The 16,532-nt window shown below is 68.0% G+C and carries 15 protein-coding genes; 3 read left to right on the forward strand and 12 right to left on the reverse strand.

The window, feature by feature from the left end; all coding sequences use genetic code 11:
* Positions 1 to 86: 86 nt before the first annotated feature.
* A complete protein-coding gene (trxB, locus tag PAM7066_RS07470; protein ID WP_085853519.1) occupies positions 87 to 1,091 on the forward strand; it encodes a thioredoxin-disulfide reductase in 1,005 nt (334 codons plus the stop codon).
* 56 nt (positions 1,092 to 1,147) lie between these two features.
* Here trxB and PAM7066_RS07475 read toward each other — a convergent pair whose 3' ends face one another.
* Both PAM7066_RS07475 and PAM7066_RS07480 read right to left on the reverse strand, forming a co-directional pair.
* Positions 1,148 to 3,166 (reverse strand): M3 family metallopeptidase, encoded by a 2,019-nt coding sequence (locus PAM7066_RS07475; protein ID WP_085853520.1) that lies wholly within the window; start codon positions 3,164 to 3,166, stop codon positions 1,148 to 1,150.
* Positions 3,167 to 3,230: 64 nt separating this feature from the next.
* The gene (locus tag PAM7066_RS07480) at positions 3,231 to 4,259 is read right to left on the reverse strand and encodes a HesA/MoeB/ThiF family protein (protein ID WP_085853521.1); all 1,029 of its coding nucleotides are present in this window, start codon (positions 4,257 to 4,259) and stop codon (positions 3,231 to 3,233) included.
* A gap of 244 nt (positions 4,260 to 4,503) precedes the next feature.
* Between PAM7066_RS07480 and PAM7066_RS07485 the strand changes: the two genes are divergently transcribed.
* Positions 4,504 to 6,525, forward strand: coding sequence for a DEAD/DEAH box helicase (locus PAM7066_RS07485; protein WP_085853522.1), 2,022 nt, complete (start codon positions 4,504 to 4,506; stop codon positions 6,523 to 6,525).
* 51 nt (positions 6,526 to 6,576) lie between these two features.
* On the opposite strand, the gene PAM7066_RS07490 is transcribed toward PAM7066_RS07485, so the two are convergent.
* The 4 genes from PAM7066_RS07490 to PAM7066_RS07505 are packed head-to-tail and all read right to left on the reverse strand — an operon-like array spanning position 6,577 to position 10,074.
* Positions 6,577 to 7,824: a TRAP transporter large permease gene (locus PAM7066_RS07490; RefSeq protein ID WP_085853523.1), complete on the reverse strand. Its 1,248-nt coding sequence runs from the start codon at positions 7,822 to 7,824 to the stop codon at positions 6,577 to 6,579.
* Positions 7,821 to 8,312 carry a TRAP transporter small permease gene (locus PAM7066_RS07495; protein WP_217639938.1) on the reverse strand — a complete coding sequence of 164 codons (492 nt, stop codon included), beginning with the start codon at positions 8,310 to 8,312 and terminating at the stop codon, positions 7,821 to 7,823. Before PAM7066_RS07495 ends, PAM7066_RS07490 begins: the two co-directional genes overlap by 4 nt.
* Complete coding sequence (locus tag PAM7066_RS07500) at positions 8,313 to 9,308, reverse strand: TRAP transporter substrate-binding protein (RefSeq protein ID WP_085853524.1); 996 nt, start codon at positions 9,306 to 9,308, stop codon at positions 8,313 to 8,315. It abuts the gene before it with no gap.
* Positions 9,309 to 9,312: 4 nt separating this feature from the next.
* On the reverse strand, positions 9,313 to 10,074 hold the full coding sequence (locus PAM7066_RS07505) for a helix-turn-helix transcriptional regulator (RefSeq protein WP_085853525.1): 762 nt from the start codon (positions 10,072 to 10,074) through the stop codon (positions 9,313 to 9,315).
* A 69-nt stretch (positions 10,075 to 10,143) separates the two neighbouring features.
* Here PAM7066_RS07505 and PAM7066_RS07510 point away from each other — a divergent pair, with 69 nt between their 5' ends.
* Entirely contained in the window at positions 10,144 to 10,791 is a 648-nt protein-coding gene (locus tag PAM7066_RS07510; RefSeq protein WP_085853526.1) for a glutathione S-transferase family protein, read from the forward strand.
* Here PAM7066_RS07510 and PAM7066_RS07515 read toward each other — a convergent pair.
* The 6 genes from PAM7066_RS07515 to PAM7066_RS07540 all read right to left on the reverse strand — a co-directional run bounded on the left by PAM7066_RS07515 (position 10,714) and on the right by PAM7066_RS07540 (position 16,532).
* A complete protein-coding gene (locus PAM7066_RS07515; protein WP_085853527.1) occupies positions 10,714 to 11,307 on the reverse strand; it encodes a DUF1190 domain-containing protein in 594 nt (197 codons plus the stop codon). The two genes, PAM7066_RS07510 and PAM7066_RS07515, sit on opposite strands and share 78 nt — an antisense overlap.
* Before the next feature lies 1 nt (position 11,308).
* Positions 11,309 to 12,469, reverse strand: coding sequence for a glutathionylspermidine synthase family protein (locus tag PAM7066_RS07520; RefSeq protein WP_085853528.1), 1,161 nt, complete (start codon positions 12,467 to 12,469; stop codon positions 11,309 to 11,311).
* A 143-nt stretch (positions 12,470 to 12,612) separates the two neighbouring features.
* On the reverse strand, positions 12,613 to 13,593 hold the full coding sequence (locus PAM7066_RS07525; protein WP_085853529.1) for a DNA topoisomerase IB: 981 nt from the start codon (positions 13,591 to 13,593) through the stop codon (positions 12,613 to 12,615).
* A gap of 82 nt (positions 13,594 to 13,675) precedes the next feature.
* The gene (locus tag PAM7066_RS07530; RefSeq protein WP_085853530.1) at positions 13,676 to 14,437 is read right to left on the reverse strand and encodes a TIGR04290 family methyltransferase; all 762 of its coding nucleotides are present in this window, start codon (positions 14,435 to 14,437) and stop codon (positions 13,676 to 13,678) included.
* The gene (locus PAM7066_RS07535; protein WP_085853531.1) at positions 14,434 to 15,435 is read right to left on the reverse strand and encodes a UDP-glucuronic acid decarboxylase family protein; all 1,002 of its coding nucleotides are present in this window, start codon (positions 15,433 to 15,435) and stop codon (positions 14,434 to 14,436) included. The genes PAM7066_RS07530 and PAM7066_RS07535 overlap by 4 nt, the downstream gene beginning before the upstream one ends.
* Positions 15,426 to 16,532: a CgeB family protein gene (locus tag PAM7066_RS07540; protein WP_245749621.1), complete on the reverse strand. Its 1,107-nt coding sequence runs from the start codon at positions 16,530 to 16,532 to the stop codon at positions 15,426 to 15,428. The genes PAM7066_RS07535 and PAM7066_RS07540 overlap by 10 nt, the downstream gene beginning before the upstream one ends.

A 16,532-nucleotide genomic window follows, 5' to 3' on the forward strand; every position in this document is an offset into this window, starting at 1 on the left:
ATGTTTCGCATCTGCGCAATTTTGTTACGGGGTTTCGGCCCGCGCCCGCACGGCTTATATGCGGCCCGAAATCGCAGGAGGTCATCATGGCAGACGCCCGTCACGTCAAGCTTCTCATCATCGGCTCGGGGCCTGCGGGGTACACGGCCGCCGTCTATGCCGCCCGGGCCATGCTCGAGCCCGTGCTGATCCAGGGCATCCAGCCCGGCGGACAGCTGACCATCACCACGGATGTCGAGAACTGGCCCGGCGAGACGTCGATCATGGGCCCGGACCTGATGGTCCGGATGGAGGCCCACGCCCGCGAGATGGGGGCCGAGATCGTGTCGGACCACGTCTCCGCGCTGGACCTGTCCAAGCGCCCCTTCACGGCGACAGCCGACAGCGGCACGACCTACACGGCCGACGCGGTGATCCTGGCGACGGGCGCGCAGGCGAAATGGATGGGCCTTCCCTCCGAAGAGGCGTTCAAGGGCTTCGGCGTCTCGGCCTGCGCGACCTGCGACGGGTTCTTCTATCGCGGGCAGGAAATCGCCGTGGTCGGCGGTGGCAACACGGCGGTCGAAGAAGCGCTGTTCCTGACGAACTTCGCGTCGAAGGTCACGCTGATCCATCGCCGCGACGAGCTGCGGGCCGAGAAGATCCTGCAAAAGCGCCTGTTCGAGCACCCGAAGATCGAGGTTCTTTGGAACCACGCGATCGAGAACATCTACGGCAGCGACAATCCCAAGGGTGTCGAGGGCCTGCGCGCCCGCCATGTCGATACGGGCGAGATCACGGACCTGCCCGTAACCGGCGTGTTCATCGCGATCGGCCATGCGCCGGCCTCGGACCTGGTGAAGGACCAGCTGGAGACCGAACTCGGCGGCTATGTGGTGACCAAGCCGGGCACGACCGAGACGAGCGTTCCCGGTGTCTTCGCAGCGGGCGATCTGACTGACCACGTCTACCGGCAGGCCGTCACCAGCGCCGGAATGGGCTGCATGGCCGCGCTCGAAGCCGAGCGCTGGCTGGCCGAGCAGGGCCAGGACGAGGGCCGCGACGAGCGCGAGCCGCTGGGCTATGGCGCCCCGGTCGAGGCAGCGCAGTAGCTACTACGAATAACCTCCCGATCCGGCTGGATCGGGAGGTTTCGAATCCCGGCCGGTCAAGCCGCGCCATCGAGCCCCCTGCCCTTCAGAAGCGCCTCGGGCCCCGGCATCCGGCCGCGGAAGGCGATGTAGGCATCCGCCGCCTCCTGGCTGCCGCCGGCGCTGAGGATGTGGCGTTCCAGCTTTTCGGCCATCTCGGGATCGAAGGGGCCGCCGGCCTCCTGGAAGGCGGCGAAGGCGTCGGCGTCCATCACCTCGGACCACATGTAGCTGTAGTAGCCACTGGAGTAACCGTCGCCCGAGAAGATGTGGGCGAAATGCGGCGTGGCGTGGCGCATGCCGACCGCCTTGGGCATCTCGATCCCGTCGAGGATCTCCTGCTGGCGGGCGATGGGATCTTCGGGGGCCTCGCCCGTATGGAACTCGAGGTCGACGATAGCGCTGCCCAGGTATTCAACCGTCTGGAAGCCCATGTCGTAGGTCGAGGCGGCAAGCAGGCGGTCGCGCATCTCGTCCGGCATGGGTGCGCCGGTTTCGGCGTGGGTGGCGTATTTGGTCAGCACTTCGGGCACTTCGAGCCAATGTTCGAAAAGCTGCGAGGGCAGCTCCACGAAGTCGCGGGCGACGCTGGTTCCCGAAATCGACTCGTAGGTCACGTTCGAAAGCATCTGGTGCAGCGCGTGGCCGAACTCGTGAAACAGCGTGCGCGCGTCGTCATAGGACAGGAGCGCCGGCTTGCCCTTCGAGGGTTTCGCGAAGTTGCAGACGTTGACCGCGACAGGCCGCACGCCGTCCTTCTGCGAACGGATGGTCGAGCACCACGCACCCGACCGCTTGGCGCCGCGGGCGAAGTAGTCGCCGAGGAAGACGGCGAGATGTTCGCCGTTGCGGGTGACCTCCCACGCGCGCACGTCCGGGTGGTAGAGCGGCACGTCCACGGGCTTGAACTCCAGCCCGAAGAGGCGGTTGGCGCAGTCGAAGGCGGCCTCGATCATGCGGTCGAGCTGGAGGTATGGCTTGATCTCGGACTCGTTCAGGTCGTGCTCGGCCATGCGGCGCTTTTCGGAGTAGTAGCGCCAGTCCCAGGGTTCGAGGTCGCCGTTGACGCCGTCATTGTGCATCATGGCAGACAGGCGCAGGCCGTCCTCGATGGCGCGGTCGCGGGCGGGCTCCCACACCTTCATCAGAAGCTCGCGCACGGCCTCGGGGGTCTTGGCCATCTCGGTTTCGAGCTTGAACTCGGCGAAGTCGTCATAGCCCAGAAGCCCGGCGCGTTCCTCGCGCAGTTCCAGGATCTCGGCGGCGATGGCGCGGTTGTCGGTCTCGCCCCCGTTGGCGCCGCGAGCGGTCCAGGCGGCATGGGCACGCTCGCGCAGGTCGCGGCGCGGGCTGAACTGCAGGAACGGCACGATGATCGAGCGGGACAGCGTGATGACGGGGCCTTTCACGCCACGCTCGGCCCCGGCGGCGCGGGCGGCGTCGATGACGAAATCGGGCAGGCCCTCAAGCTCGTCCTCGGTCAGCTCCATCATCCAGTCGCGCTCGTCGGCGAGCAGGTTCTGGGTGAAATCGACGCCGAGCGACGACAGCCGTTCGGTCACGCTGCGCAGGCGGTCCTTGGCAATCCCTTCCAGCTCGGCCCCGGCACGAACGAAACGGCGGCGGGTGAGGTACAGCAGGCGCTGCTGCTCGTCAGTAAGGTCGAGCGTGTCGCGCGACTGCCAGAGCGCCTCGATCCGGGCGAAGAGCTCGGCGTTCATCGCGACATCCGAGGAATAGGCGGACAGCATCGGCGAGAAGTCGCGGCTGAGCGCCTGGCGTTCGTCGTTCGTATCGGCGCCTGCGACGTTGTAGAAGACGCCCAGCACCCGGCCCAGCGTTTCATCCGCGGTTTCCAGCGCCTCGATCGTGTTCGTGAAGGTCGGCGTGTCGGGATTGTCGGCGATGGCCGCGACCGCCTCGCGCGCCTGGACCAGCGCCGTCTCGACCGCCTTCATGAAATGTCCGTCCTCGATGCGGTCGAAGGGCGGCATGTCGAACGGGGTATCCCAGGGCTCGAGCAGCGGGTTGGTCACGGTGGTCTCCTGTTTTGGCCCCTGTTACCCTAGCCCCCTTCTCGCCCGAGGCGAACCCCACGCGTCACGCGCCGCCGCAGACGGGGCAGTCGGGGCGCCGGGCCAGGGTGATCGTGCGGTTCTCGCCCCAGAGCGCATCGTGGATCGCCATACGTCCGCGATGCCCCTGCCCCGCGCCGGTCAGCTCCTTCACCGCCTCGGCCGCCATCATGGTGCCGAGGATGCCGGGGAGCGGGCCCAGAACGCCGGCCTCGGCGCAGGTCGACGCGAGGCCCGGGGCGGGCTTTTCGGGAAAGATGCAGGCGTAGCAGGGCGTTCCCGCCCAAGGCGCGTAGGTGGTCAACTGCCCCTCCCACTGGCTGAGCGCGCCCGAGACCAGCGGAACCTGCGCCTTTGTGCAAGCCGCGTTCAGCACGTAGCGGGTGTCCAGGTCGTCGCAGCCGTCGAGGACGAGGTCGTATTCGGCGACCAGCTCGCCCGCGATCTCGGCGGTGAGGCGGCGGTGATAGGGTCGGACGTTGACGAAGGGGTTGAGGGCCTTCATCGCAGCCTCGGCGGAAAAGACCTTTGCCATCCCGATGCGGGCATCCGAGTGGATGACCTGACGCTGAAGATTCGTCGCCTCGACGGTGTCGTCGTCGATCACGCCGATGGTGCCGACCCCGGCGGCGGCGAGATACAGCATCGCGGGCGAGCCGAGCCCCCCTGCCCCGACCACCAGAACGCGGGCGGTCTTCAGACGCTTCTGCCCCGGCCCGCCAAGCTCGCGCAGGACGATGTGGCGGGCGTAGCGCTCGACCTCGCCGGGGGCGAAGGTGTCGGCGCGCGGCTCGGGCGGGCGGTTCTCGGGGCGCACGCGACGGCGCAGCAGCTTCAGCCCCTCGGCATAGGCCCAGACCAGCACGCCGAGGCCGCCGAGGACCAGCCATTCGCCCACGTCCCCCCCGAGGGGCGAACCGGCCGGCAGCAGGATCGAGAGCGCGAGCACGACCACGTAGAAAAGCCCCAGCGCCAGCACACGCGCCTGGCGCGGCCAACCGATCCGCCCGCCGATGATCCAGATCGCAACCGCCAGTGCGAGAGCCCAAATCATGCGCGATCTCCCTGAAAGGTTGCGTCCTTGGCCTTGCTTAGAGGCAACGCCTGCCGAGCGGAAGGCACGCGGTCGCCACGGCGATGCCGCAAACGAATGTCGGGAAGCGGGGCGAGTTGTCGCGCAGGGCAATTTGCGGAGTATACAGCACCCCCCGAACACGGTATGGGCGACCCTTCTCAACTACCCCACCGACCGACCGCGCGCGCGGCGTCGCATGCTATCCGCAGATCGGCCCCCCTTGATGATCCAGACCCTCCTCGATGCGCTCACCGAGCGCGGCTACGATACTCTGACCCCCGTGCAGGAGGCGGTCACCGATCCTGCGCTCGACGAGGCGGACCTTCTCGTTTCGGCCCAGACCGGATCCGGCAAGACCGTCGGCTTCGGCCTTGCGATCGGTCCGACCCTGCTGGACGAGAACGGCATGTTCGAACGGGCCGCCGCGCCGCTGGCGCTGATCGTGGCACCGACGCGCGAACTGGCGTTCCAGGTGACGCGCGAGCTGGACTGGCTTTACGCCAAGGCCGGAGCGCGGGTCGTATCTTGCGTCGGCGGGATGGACATGCGCGACGAGCGCCGGGCGCTGGATCGCGGCGCGCATATCGTCGTCGGCACGCCAGGGCGGCTGAAGGACCACATCCAGCGCAATTCGCTCGAGATGGGCAGCCTCCGCGCCGTGGTTCTGGACGAAGCGGACGAGATGCTCGATCTCGGCTTTCGCGAAGATCTGGAGTTCATGTTGGGCGAGGCACCGGCCTCGCGCCGCACGCTGATGTTCTCGGCCACCGTGCCGAAGGCGATCGCGACGCTGGCGCAACGATACCAGCGTGACGCCGTGCGCGTCACGACCGTGTCCGAGCGGTCCCAGCACGCCGACATCACCTATCAGGCGCTGCGCGTCGCGCAGCAGGATGCGGAAAACGCCATCATCAACGTGCTGCGCTTCCACGACGCGCAGAACGCCATCGTCTTCGCCAATACCCGTGCCACGGTCAGCCGGCTGACCGCCCGCTTCGCCAATCGCGGCTTCGCGGTCGTCTCCCTGTCCGGCGAGCTGAGCCAGACCGAGCGGAGCCACGCCCTTCAGGCCATGCGCGACGGCCGGGCGCGGGTCTGCGTGGCCACCGATGTCGCCGCGCGCGGGATCGACCTGCCGAACCTGGAGCTGGTGATCCATGCCGAGCTGCCCTCGAACGCCGAGGGGCTGCTGCACCGATCCGGGCGGACCGGGCGAGCGGGACGCAAGGGGACGTCGGCGCTGGTCGTGCCGCCAAAGGCGATCAAGCGCGCCGAGCGCCTGTTGCAAAGCGCCCGCATCACCGCCGAATGGACCACCGCGCCCGGCGCCGAGGAAATCCTGCGTCGCGACGAGGACCGGCTTCTGAACGCGCCCTCGTGGTCCGAAGCGATCACGGAGAACGAGGCGGATTTCGCCGAGCGCCTGCTGGCGATGCACGATCCGCGCAAGGTCGCGGCGGCCTACCTGCGGCTTTACCGCACGCAACATTCCGCGCCCGAGGATCTGAGCGAGCCGGACGCGCGTTCGGCCCCGAAAGAGCGCGTGCCGTTCGGCGACAGCGCGTGGATCGCCCTTTCGGTAGGTCGCGACGACCGGGCCGAGGCGCGCTGGATCCTGCCGCTGCTGTGCCGCTCGGGGAACCTCGACAAGGACGCGATCGGCGCGATCCGGGTGCAACAGACCGAGACCTTCGTGGAACTGTCCGCCCCCCTGATCGACAGCTTCATGGCTGCATTGGGACCGGATGCCACGTTGGAGAAAGGCGTGGCCGTCCGGCGGATCGACGGCCCGCAGGAGTCGGCCCCGGCCCCGCGGCCTGCGCCGAGAGCGGCGCCCGCCCCGAAGCCTGCCGAACGGCCTGCGCCGAAGCCCCCCGCCAAGTCTGCACCGGCCGCACCCGCACCCCAAGCGAAACCGCGTGAAGCCTCGTACGCCAAGAAGGCCGACCGGGCACCCGCTGCCAAGCCCGCGCCGTCGAAGCCTTCCGCCGGGCGTGCCAAGCCGGCGTGGAAGAAGGACGACAAGCCGACCGGACCGGCCAAGCGGTGGGAGAAGCCGGGCGACGGCCCCAGGAAGGGCGCCGGGGGCAAGCACAAGACCGGCCCCGGCTCGACCAGCCGGCCGGCGGCTTCGGCCTCGGACACATCGAAGCGGTTTACGCCGCCGGGCGGTGCGAAGCGTGCGAAACCGGCCGGCGGCTCGGGTTCCAAACCGGGCGGTGCACCGAAGCGACGCAAGGACTGACGCCCGCCGGCGGCCCGTCAAGGCGGGCCGCCGCACCGCCCCTGCGAATGCTCAGAGAAGCAGGGGAAGGTACGCTACTGCGATGAGGACGCCGATCAGGACCGCGAGGTAGGGCAGGACCGCCGCAGCGATCCGCTCGAGGCTGATGCCGGTCACCGAGGCCGCGACATAGAGGTTGATCGCCACGGGCGGCGTGATCATCCCGATCGACAGCCCGACCACCATGATGATCCCGAAATGCACCGTGTCGATGCCGAGTTGGCTGACCAGCGGCAACAGGATCGGTGTGAGGATGATGAGCGCCGAGGCCGTCTCGATGAAGATGCCGGTCACGAGGACCACGACCAGGATCATCGCGATCACCACCATCGGCTCTTGCGACAGCGACAAAACGGCCGAGGCGATGGCGGACGGCACCTGCCAGTTCGATAGCGCCCAGCTGAGCGCGGCCGACGCCGCGATCACGAACATCACGACCGCCGTGGTGACGCCCGAGCGGACGACGATGCGGTAGATGTCGCGCAAGGTCAGGTCGCGATAGATGAAGAGCGAGACGAAGATCGCGTAGTCGACCGCGACCACGGCGGCCTCGCTGGGCGTGAAGATGCCCGAGAAGATGCCGCCGAGGATGATGACCGGGGTCATCAGCCCCCAGAAGGCCGACAGGAAGCTGCGTCCGATCGTGCGCAGCGACAGGGCGCTGCCGCGCGGATAGGCCCGGCGATAGCCTTGCAGCAGCGCGATCCCCATGAGCCCGAGACCCATGGCGACGCCCGGCAGGAAGCCGTTCAGGAACAGCTTGGCCACGGATTCCTGCGCGATAACCGCGTAGAGGATCATCGGCACCGAGGGCGGGATCACCACTCCGATGGTTCCGCCCGCCGCAATCAGGGCAGCGGCCGAGGCGGGATCATAGCCCTTCGCCTTCAGCTCGGGGACCAGCGTCGCGCTGACCGCGGCCGTCGTGGCCGCACCCGAACCCGAGATGGCGGCGAAGAACATCGCGGCGAGGATCGACACGATGGACAGCCCGCCCTTCACGAACCCGATCAGCGCGTCGGCGAGCTGGACCAGCCTTGTGCTGATCTTGCCGGCAGCCATGATGTCCCCCGCCAGGATGAACATCGGCACCGCCACCAGCGCGAAACTGTTCACGCCCGAGAACATCTGCTGCGGCACGACGAGGACCGGCACGCCGCTGGCCCAGACTGCAACCAATGTGCCCGCGCCGATGGCGATGGCCACCGGAACGCCGATCACCATCAGGCCGGCGAATATTCCGAAGAGAAGAAGGCTCATGGCTCGGCCCGGCTGCTACGCCCCGCGACGGTCGCCGCGAGGTCCGCAAGGCACAGCACGGACATCAGCGCGCCGCTGACGGGGATGACCGCATAGACATACATCATCGGCATCTGCAGCGAGGCGGACCGCTGAAAGCTCTGCATCGACATGTAGCTCCAACCGATCCAGGTCAGGGCGATCAGGAAGGCGGTCATGGTGACGAGCCCGGCGATCGCCGCTGCCCGGCCCAGCGCGGGGGGCATTCGGTCGGTCAGAAGCGTCACGGCGATATGGCGCTTCTCGGCCAGCGCGAGTGTCGCGCCCAGGAAGGTCAGCCAGACGAGGAGGAAGCGCGCCATTTCCTCCGTCCAGCTGACCGCGGTGAAGAGCACCCGCGAGACGATCTGAAGCGTGATGACCACGGCGAGCGCGGCCATGCCGGCAAAGACGACCGGTCGCAGCACCGCCGCGAGCGCACGCTCCAGATTGTTCGCGAGGCGTATCACTCAGTTCGTCTGCGCCTGGATCCGCTCGAGCAGGTCGCCGAACTGGTCGCCGTATTGCTCGTAGACCGGGGCGATCTGCTCCTTGAACGAGGTCAGGTCGGGATCGGTGTCGATCTCCATCCCGCGCTCACGCAGTTCGTCGAGCAGCTGGGTCTCCATGTCGGCGTTGAACTGACGCTCGTAGGCGGCGGCGTCCTGCGCGGACTGGATCAGCACGTCCTGCGCCTCTTCGGGCACCTTGTTCCAGGCGGCCATGCCCATCACGAAGATTGCGGGAGCATAGCTGTGCCGCGTCATGGTCATGTAGTCCTGCGTCTCGTCCAGCTTGAAGCTGTGGACGACGCCGACCGGGTTTTCCTGCCCGTCGATCGTGTCCTGCTGCATGGCCGTCAGGGCCTCGGTCCATGCCATCGGGATGGCGTTGGCACCAAGCTCGCGGAACGTGTCGATATAGACCGGGTTCTCCATCACGCGGATGCGCAGGCCGTCCATGTCGGCGGGGCTGGCAACGGGACGGACCGAGTTGGTCAGATTGCGGAAGCCGCGCTCGGCATAGGCGAGACCCTTGAGGTTCACGTTCTCGAGCCGGTCCAGCAGCTCTTGCCCGACCTCGCCGTCAAGGACTTCGTAGGCCACCTCGTTCGAGGGAAAGAGGAAGGGCAGTTCGAACACCGCCATCTCGGGCAGGAAGTTCGAGACGGGGCCGTTGGTGATCACGCCCATGTCGATGCTGCCGATCTGCATCCCTTCGAGCAGCGTGCGCTCGTCGCCGAGCGTGGCATTCGGGAAGATCTCGACGGTGACCTTGCCGCCGGTGCGTTCGGCCACGAGGTCGCGGAACTGCTCGGCGGCGACGTGGAAGCCGTCCTGCTCGTTGACCACGTGAGCCAGGCGCAGGGTGACGGGATCCATGTCGGCGAAATCCTCGGGCGCGGCGCCGACGGCCGTGGCGAAGGTGGCCGCCGCGGCGGTCGCGAAGAATGAGCGTCTCAGCATCGGATTATCTCCTCCCGGTTTTGCCAGCGGAGCAATGTCCATTCTGCAAGGGTCCGTCAAGCACGGGCGGCGACTCCCCGGCTTCCGCGGCGCGATGCGCGACATAGGTGCGAAGGAGCTGGGTCCGGCGCGGGCGGAAGCTGGTGCCCGCCAGGCGCAGGTCCTCGATCCGCGCGACGTGGAACAGGCGGTAGTCCTGCCGGACCTGGCAGAACGCCAGCAGCATCAGCGCCTCGGGACTGTACGAAAGGCCCAGCGGCCAGACTTCGCGCTCGGTCCGCCTGTCCTTCAGGTCGCGGTAGCGGATCCACACGCTGGTTTCCTCCCAGCAGGCCTGCCGCAGCAGGTCCATGTCGACGGCCACCTCGGGGCGGGTGTCGGTCGGCCGCCAGGTGCGCAGGACCGTGTGCATCGCCTGACGCGCCTGGCGGTCCGGCAGCGTGGCGATGATCCGCGCCACCGCGTCGCGCCCCGCCCGCGACAGCGTGGGGTCGTCCAGATGGTCGAGGCTGCCGATCCCCAGCATCAGCGCCTCGATCTCGATCCGGGAAAAGCTCTGCGGCGGCAGCACGGGATCCTCGGTCAGCGCATAGCCGACCCCGGCCGCTCCGTCGATCAGCGCGCCCCCGGCGCGGAGCGTGGCGATATCGCGGTAGAGCTGGCGCAGCGAGATCTCGGTCTCGGCTGCTAGCCGCGCGGCCGTCACCGGCGCCGGCAGCCGCCTCAGAGCATCCATCAGACGCATCAACCGGTCCTGCCGCGCCATTCTCTGCTGCCCCGAACTGTCAGTAAGGCCAGTCTACTGCTGGATCATCAGAACCGAAAGGAGGCCGTCATGCCCGTTCTCTACCACTCCCCCCAATCCCGCTCCGACACCATCGCGGTGCTGGTCCGCATGCTGAACGCGGATGTCGAGATCCGCGAGGTCACGATCCCCCGGGAGGACGGCTCTGGCGGGCCGGACCCCGAGAACCCGCACCCCGAGAAGAAGGTGCCGTACCTCGTCGATGGCGACGAGGCGGTGCGCGAACGCGGCGCCATCATCGTCTATCTTACCGACGCCTATCCGCAGGCAAAGCTCGGCCCCCTGCCCGGCGAGCCGGGTCGCGGTGCCTACCTGTCGTGGCTGTTCTACTACCAGGGCATCATGGAGCCGCTGATCATCCTGCACTGGACCGGGCTGAACCACCCTGCCCTGACCGCCTCGCTGCGCGACTTCGACACCATGGTCGACCGACTGGCCGAGGCGCTGGAGGCGGGCCCCTACCTTCTGGGCGACCGGTTCAGCGCCGCCGACATGTTGTGCAGTTCACCGTTCCACTGGTTCCCGGACCTGACACCGGACGTTCCCGCCATTCGCGACTGGGTCACGCGCTGCGCCGAGCGGATGGCAGCGTCATCGTCATCAGCCGCCAAAGCTGCGGCTGCCGAAGCCCCCGCCGGTGCGCGAAGCGCCGAAGCCGCCGCGGCTGTTGACGGTTGACCGCGTGAGCGGCGCGGCGGTCCGGGTGCTGGGGCTGGCCGCGAAGGAGGCGGGACGCACCTGCGTCGTGCCCCGCAGGCCCGAGACCGAGGTCCCTCCGCTCGGCGTGGCATAGCGGCCGCCGCCCGTGCGGTAGAGCGGTTGGGCGGCCATTCCCCGGCCGCCCAGCATGTTGCCGATCATGTAGCCCGCCAGCAGCGGCAGGAAGATCGAGCCTCCGCCCGCGCTCTGTTCGGCCACGCACTCGCCGCCATGCTGTTCCTCGCAAAGCGCCTGGTCCTCGTAGCGGGGGGCGCTTTCGGCGTGGATGGCCTGCGCCTCGTCGAAGCCTTGCGCGCACTCTTCCGCGGTGAAGTCGTTCTCGGGCAGGTCGGCAAGCGCCCGGCATTCCTCGACCGAGGGGAAGACGGTCGCTTCGACCTGCTCTTCCTGGCAGGCGGCAAGCCCGAAGGCGGCCGAGCCAAGAAGGACGAGGCGGGTGGCGCGGGCGCGTTTGCGGGGGCGAATCTGGGTCATGTCACGGCTCTATATAGTGCGGACGAAAGCGGGATGTATCCTGCGTGATGCGCGACACATCTTCGCGCAGGCCAAGACCGTGTGCCTCGGCACCGATCATCCAGATGCCGCACATGACGTAGTCGTCGCCGAAGCGGGGCAGGGGCGCGTAGCTCTGCAGGATGCGGGGATGCGCGTCGTAGGCGGTGTCCGAGGACGCCTCGCTGTCGGCGCCGGCGCGGATGCGGACGCCGGCACCTTCGCGCGAGAAGATGGGCTTCTCGACCACATCGGGGCCGACCGTCTCGGCATCCTCGTCCGCGAAGACGGCCGGCAGAAGGTTCGGGTGGCCAGGGAACATGCGCCACAGGACCGGCAGGATGCCCTTGTTCGACAGGATCGCCTTCCACGCGGGTTCGATGATGCGGACATTCGCGCCGGCAATCGCATCGGCGAAATCGTCGCGCAGCATGTCCTCCCACGGGTAGAGCTTGAAGAGCGTGCCGATCGCCTGATCCTCGGCATCGGCGAACTGGCCCGTGTCGGTCACGCCGATCTTGCGGATGTCGGTGAAATGCGCGCCCATCCCGGCCTCGCGCGCGGCCCAGGCGATCGCCTCGACCGTGGCGTAATCCTCGACCGCGTCGGCGAAGGCGGCGAAGTGGATCTCGGTGTTCGGGTCGCAGATCTCGGCGAAGCGGGCGACGAGCGCCTCGTGGATGCCGTTGAACTGGTCGGCGCCCTCGGGCAGGCGCCCGGCGGCGATCATGTCCTCGAGCCAGTGCCACTGGAAGCCCGAGGTCTCGTACAGCGTCGTCGGCGTGTCGGCGTTGTATTCCAGCAGCTTCGCCGGCCCCTCGCCGCCCCACGAGAAATCCATCCGCCCGTAGAGCTCGGGCTCGCCCGCGCGCCAGCTGTCCGCCACCAGGTCGCGATGCGCCTCGGGGATCTGCAGGCGCTCCAACAGTTCTTCCGAGTCGACGACCTCGGCCACCGCGTCGCGGCACATCTGGTGGAGCTCTTCGGCGGGACGCTCCAGCCCCTCCTCGATCTCTTCGAGCGTGAAGGCGTAGGCCTTTGCCTCGTCCCAGTAGAGCGCGCCGTCCACGAAGGTGTAGCCGAAGCCGGCCTCGTCGGCCTTCTCTTTCCAGTCGGGCCGCGCGCCCAGATCGTCGCGTCGCATGGGTCGCCTCCTGCGGTCGTCCGCCCGCCTTATGCGCCGGATCGCCGGCGATATCGAGCGTCGAGGCGCGCGGGAGTGAATTCTTTCGGGCCGAAGCGTATACGGCCCGGGTCACCGGACAACCGAGGCAGCCGGACCGCCGCCTAGCGCGACAGGAACGACAGGACGGCCCGCTCGCCGATGCGCAATCCCCTGCATTCCGGGGCCTTCTCGGCGATGCGCTTGCGGTCGGGCAAGGGCGTGTCGACCAGGTCGATCACGTCGGGGTGGATGTAGCTGTTGCGCGCGATGGTGGGCGTGTTCCCGAGCGTTTCGGCGGCGGCCTCGGCCATGGCCTTGATGGTCAGGCTCTCTTCCCGCAACGCCGTTTCCATCGCCGAGACGGTGCCGTTCCAGGTGCGAAAGGTCTTGGCGGTGTAGCCATCCTCGCCCGTGATCTCGTGCAGCAGCTCGTTCACCTGGGTCGAGGTGACCTCGTGCATCTGCCCGCAGGCGTCGACCCACTTCACGAAGGTCGCGCCCGGCAGATCGTCGAGCCGGTGGAGCACCTGGGCCAGCCGTTTGTCCCGCAAGGTCCGCCTGATCCGCGTGCCGCCCTTGCCGTGAAAGTCGAGGCGCAGGCTGTCCTGCCGCAGTTCGACATGGCGTTGACGCAGGGTGGTGGCGCCGAAGGCCCCGTTCTCGGCGTATTCGGGGTGGCCCACGCGCAGCGACAGCCGGTCAATCATCGCCAGCACGGCGGCAATGGCGAAGGCGCGGTCTCCGGCGTCGTTGTGCAGGTCGCGGCGGATGCGGCGGCGGATCGCGGGAAGGTGGGTGCCGAACGAGGGCAGGTCCGCGTATTTGCGCTTGGCGCGGTAGGCTGTCCAGTTCTCGTGATAGCGGTACTGCTTGCGACCCTTCACGTCGCGCCCCGTGGCCTGAAGGTGGCCATCGGGCCGGGGACAGATCCATACGTCGGTGTAGGCGGGCGGGACCGCCAGCGAGTCGAGCCGCTTGCGCTCGACCGCGTCACCGATCCGCGTGCCGTCGGGCGAGGTATAGGACCAGCCCCGGCCGGCGCGCTTGCGCGAGATGCCGGGATAGCTGTCGGGGTAATAGACGAGGTCGCGGATGTGCTTCATGGCAAGCGTGCAACCGGCAGGCGCGGTGCGGGGTTCCGCGACAAGCCATTCAAGACTCTGGGAAGTCGGCGGCGATCCTGCGTCAGTCGTTGGGAACGATCCGCGGCGGAGGTGCGACCATCTCGCCCCGATCGCCACGGCGGCAGAGATAGACCTCGCGTTCCATCTGCTCCTCTATGGTGAAGCCCGAGGACCGCAGCATTGCCTCCATCCCCGGCTGGTTCGGGATGAACCAGTTGGTGGGGTCGGCCGAGAAGCGCTTTTCGATGAACCACAGCTGCGGCCAGTCTTCGCGGGTGAAGGGCTCGGGGTCGTTGAAGTCGTAATCGGGGGCGACGGGTGCGGCCTGCATCTCGGGGCCGCGCTGCATGCACTGGAACAGCATCATGTCGCCGACGACATGCTCCCACAGCAGGTCCAGCGCCAGCAGCGGGTGGCGCAGGTGGTAGAGCACGCCCATGAAGATCACGAGGTCGAACTTCTCGCCCAGCGCGCCGACGTCGTAGACATCCATCTGCCGCAGGTCGAGGTCGACCCCCTCGCGCTCGGCCGCGAATCGGGCCTGCGCGAGGTAATGCGGATCGCTGTCGATGCCGACGACGCGCCCGGCGCCGCGGCGCGCCATCTCGAGGCTGTAGAACCCCGCGTTGCAGCCGATGTCGAGCACGCTTGCGCCCTGCAGATCCTCGGGCAGCGCGTGGCGGAAGCCCTCGAACTTGAAGCGCGGGTAGTCGCCCAGGAAGTGGTCGGGCGCCGTCTCGATCCCGTCGATGGTCAGGTTGTGGAACCAGGGTCCCAGTTCGGCGATGCGGCGGGCGGTGGCGTCGCGGGAGTCCGCTGTCATCGCTGCGCCTCCACGACACGGTTCGAGGCCGGCTCGGTCCGGCCCAGCGCCTCGGCGAACCAGGGGACGGTCTTCTTCAGGCCCTCCTCCAGCGGCACCCGAGGCGCCCATCCCAGCAGCGCCTTGGCGCGGGTGATGTCGGGGCGCCGGCGCTTTGGGTCGTCCTTGGGCAAGGGGTGGAATTCGGGGCGCGCATCGGTGGGCGCCACCTTCCGGATCAACTCGGCCAGCTTCAGGATGGTGAATTCGCCGGGGTTGCCGATATTCACCGGCGCATCGGGCGTCTCGCCCAGTTCCATCAGCGCCATCAGGCCATCGACCATGTCGGTGACATAGCAGAAGGATCGCGTCTGCTCGCCGGTGCCGTAGATCGTCATCGGCTGGTCCGACAATGCCTGGCAGATGAAGTTCGAGACGATGCGCCCGTCGTCGCACTGCATGTGGGGGCCGTAGGTGTTGAAGATCCGCGCCACGCGCACATCGACGCGGTCGGCCCGCAGATAGTCGTAGCACAGCGCCTCGGCGGCGCGTTTGCCCTCGTCGTAGCACGCCCGCGGGCCGTTGCAGTTGACGTGGCCGGTATAGCCTTCGGGCTGGGGATGGACCTCGGGGTCGCCATAGACCTCGCTGGTCGAGGCCTGAAGCAGCCGCGCGCCCTTGGCTTCGGCCAGTGCCAGCAGGTTGTTGGTGCCGACCACGTTGGTCATCATCGTGCGCACGGGATCGGCCTGATAGGCAGGCGGGGACGCCGGTGAGGCGAGGTTGTAGACCCTGTCCAGCCGCTCGCGAACTTCTGGCAACTGCTCGACATCGGCCTCGATCAGCTGGAAATTCGGGTGCTCCGTCAAGGCGGCCACGTTCTCGTGCCGTCCGGTCTGGAAGCTGTCCAGGCAAATCACCTTGTGGCCCTGGGCCAGCAAGGCAGTGCAAAGATGGGATCCGATGAAGCCGGCTCCGCCGGCGACTAGGATCGTCCTCGACACGGGTCTCATGTCCATTCGGTCGTCTCCTCTCTCTCGCGTCGGCGCTCACGGCCGGGACATTCCTGCAGCATGTGCGCAAGTTCGGCGGCGCGGGCGCGACCGGTGTGGTCGGCCAGCACGATCTCGTGGGCGCGCGCCGCCAGTGCCTCGGGCCTGGTGCCGTCTTCTCCCGTCAACGCAGCAACAGCAGCATCGGTGCCATCGGCGATCACGATGGCCTCCCCCTCCGGCAGCAGTTCGCCCAGCCCCTCCCACCGATCCGAGAGGATCGGGGTGCCCACGGCGGCCGCTTCGAACAGCCGCACACTGGGCGACCAGCCTAGGCGGCGCATCGCCACGCGGGTGATGTTGAGGGTGAACCGCTGGGCGCTGTAGAAGGCCGCGTGCTCGCGCGGGGGCAGGTGCTCGATCCGCTCGACATTGTCGGGCCAGTCGATGCCGTCGGGATATTGCGCCCCCGCGACAACGAACTTCATGTGCGGCAGGCGGCGTGCGGGCTCCAGCATCAGCGCCTCCAGCCCCGGCTGGCGGTCATCGCTATAGGTGCCAAGGTAGCCCATGTCCCACCTCATGGGCACATCGGCACGGGTGTAGCGGCTTTCGTCGACCGAGCAGTACAGCGCCCTCGGCGCCCGCGCGCCGTAGACCTCGGACAGCCGGTCGAGCACCTTGCCGCCCGAGAAGCTGAAATAGAGGTCGAAGACCGGCACCTGCCGCCGCGCCAGATGCGCCTCTTCGCCCTTGTCGAGCAGATCCATCGTCACTGGCGTATCGATGTCGTAGAAGCAGAGGCGCTTGAGGTCCATCGCTGCCAGCCGGTCGATCAGCGCGGCCCCTTCGGGGACGTAGCTGCCGACGATCACCGCATCCGCCGTGCGCAGCCGGTCCCCGTGCCGCTCCTGAACCTCGTCGAGGGAGTGGTAGAAGACCAGTTCGCAGAAATCCGGGTCCGGCAGGTCGCGGTTCGACCCTGCGTACCACGGCACTTCGCGTTCGAGGAACAGCACCCGGTGGCCTTCGGCGGCGAGGCCCTTGATCAGCGCGCGGAAGGTCGTGGCGTGGCCGTTGCCCCAGGAGGAGGCGAGCGACAGGCCCAGGATGACAATATCCAT

The organism is Palleronia marisminoris (genome assembly GCF_900172315.1).
In the GTDB taxonomy this organism is placed as follows: domain Bacteria; phylum Pseudomonadota; class Alphaproteobacteria; order Rhodobacterales; family Rhodobacteraceae; genus Palleronia; species Palleronia marisminoris.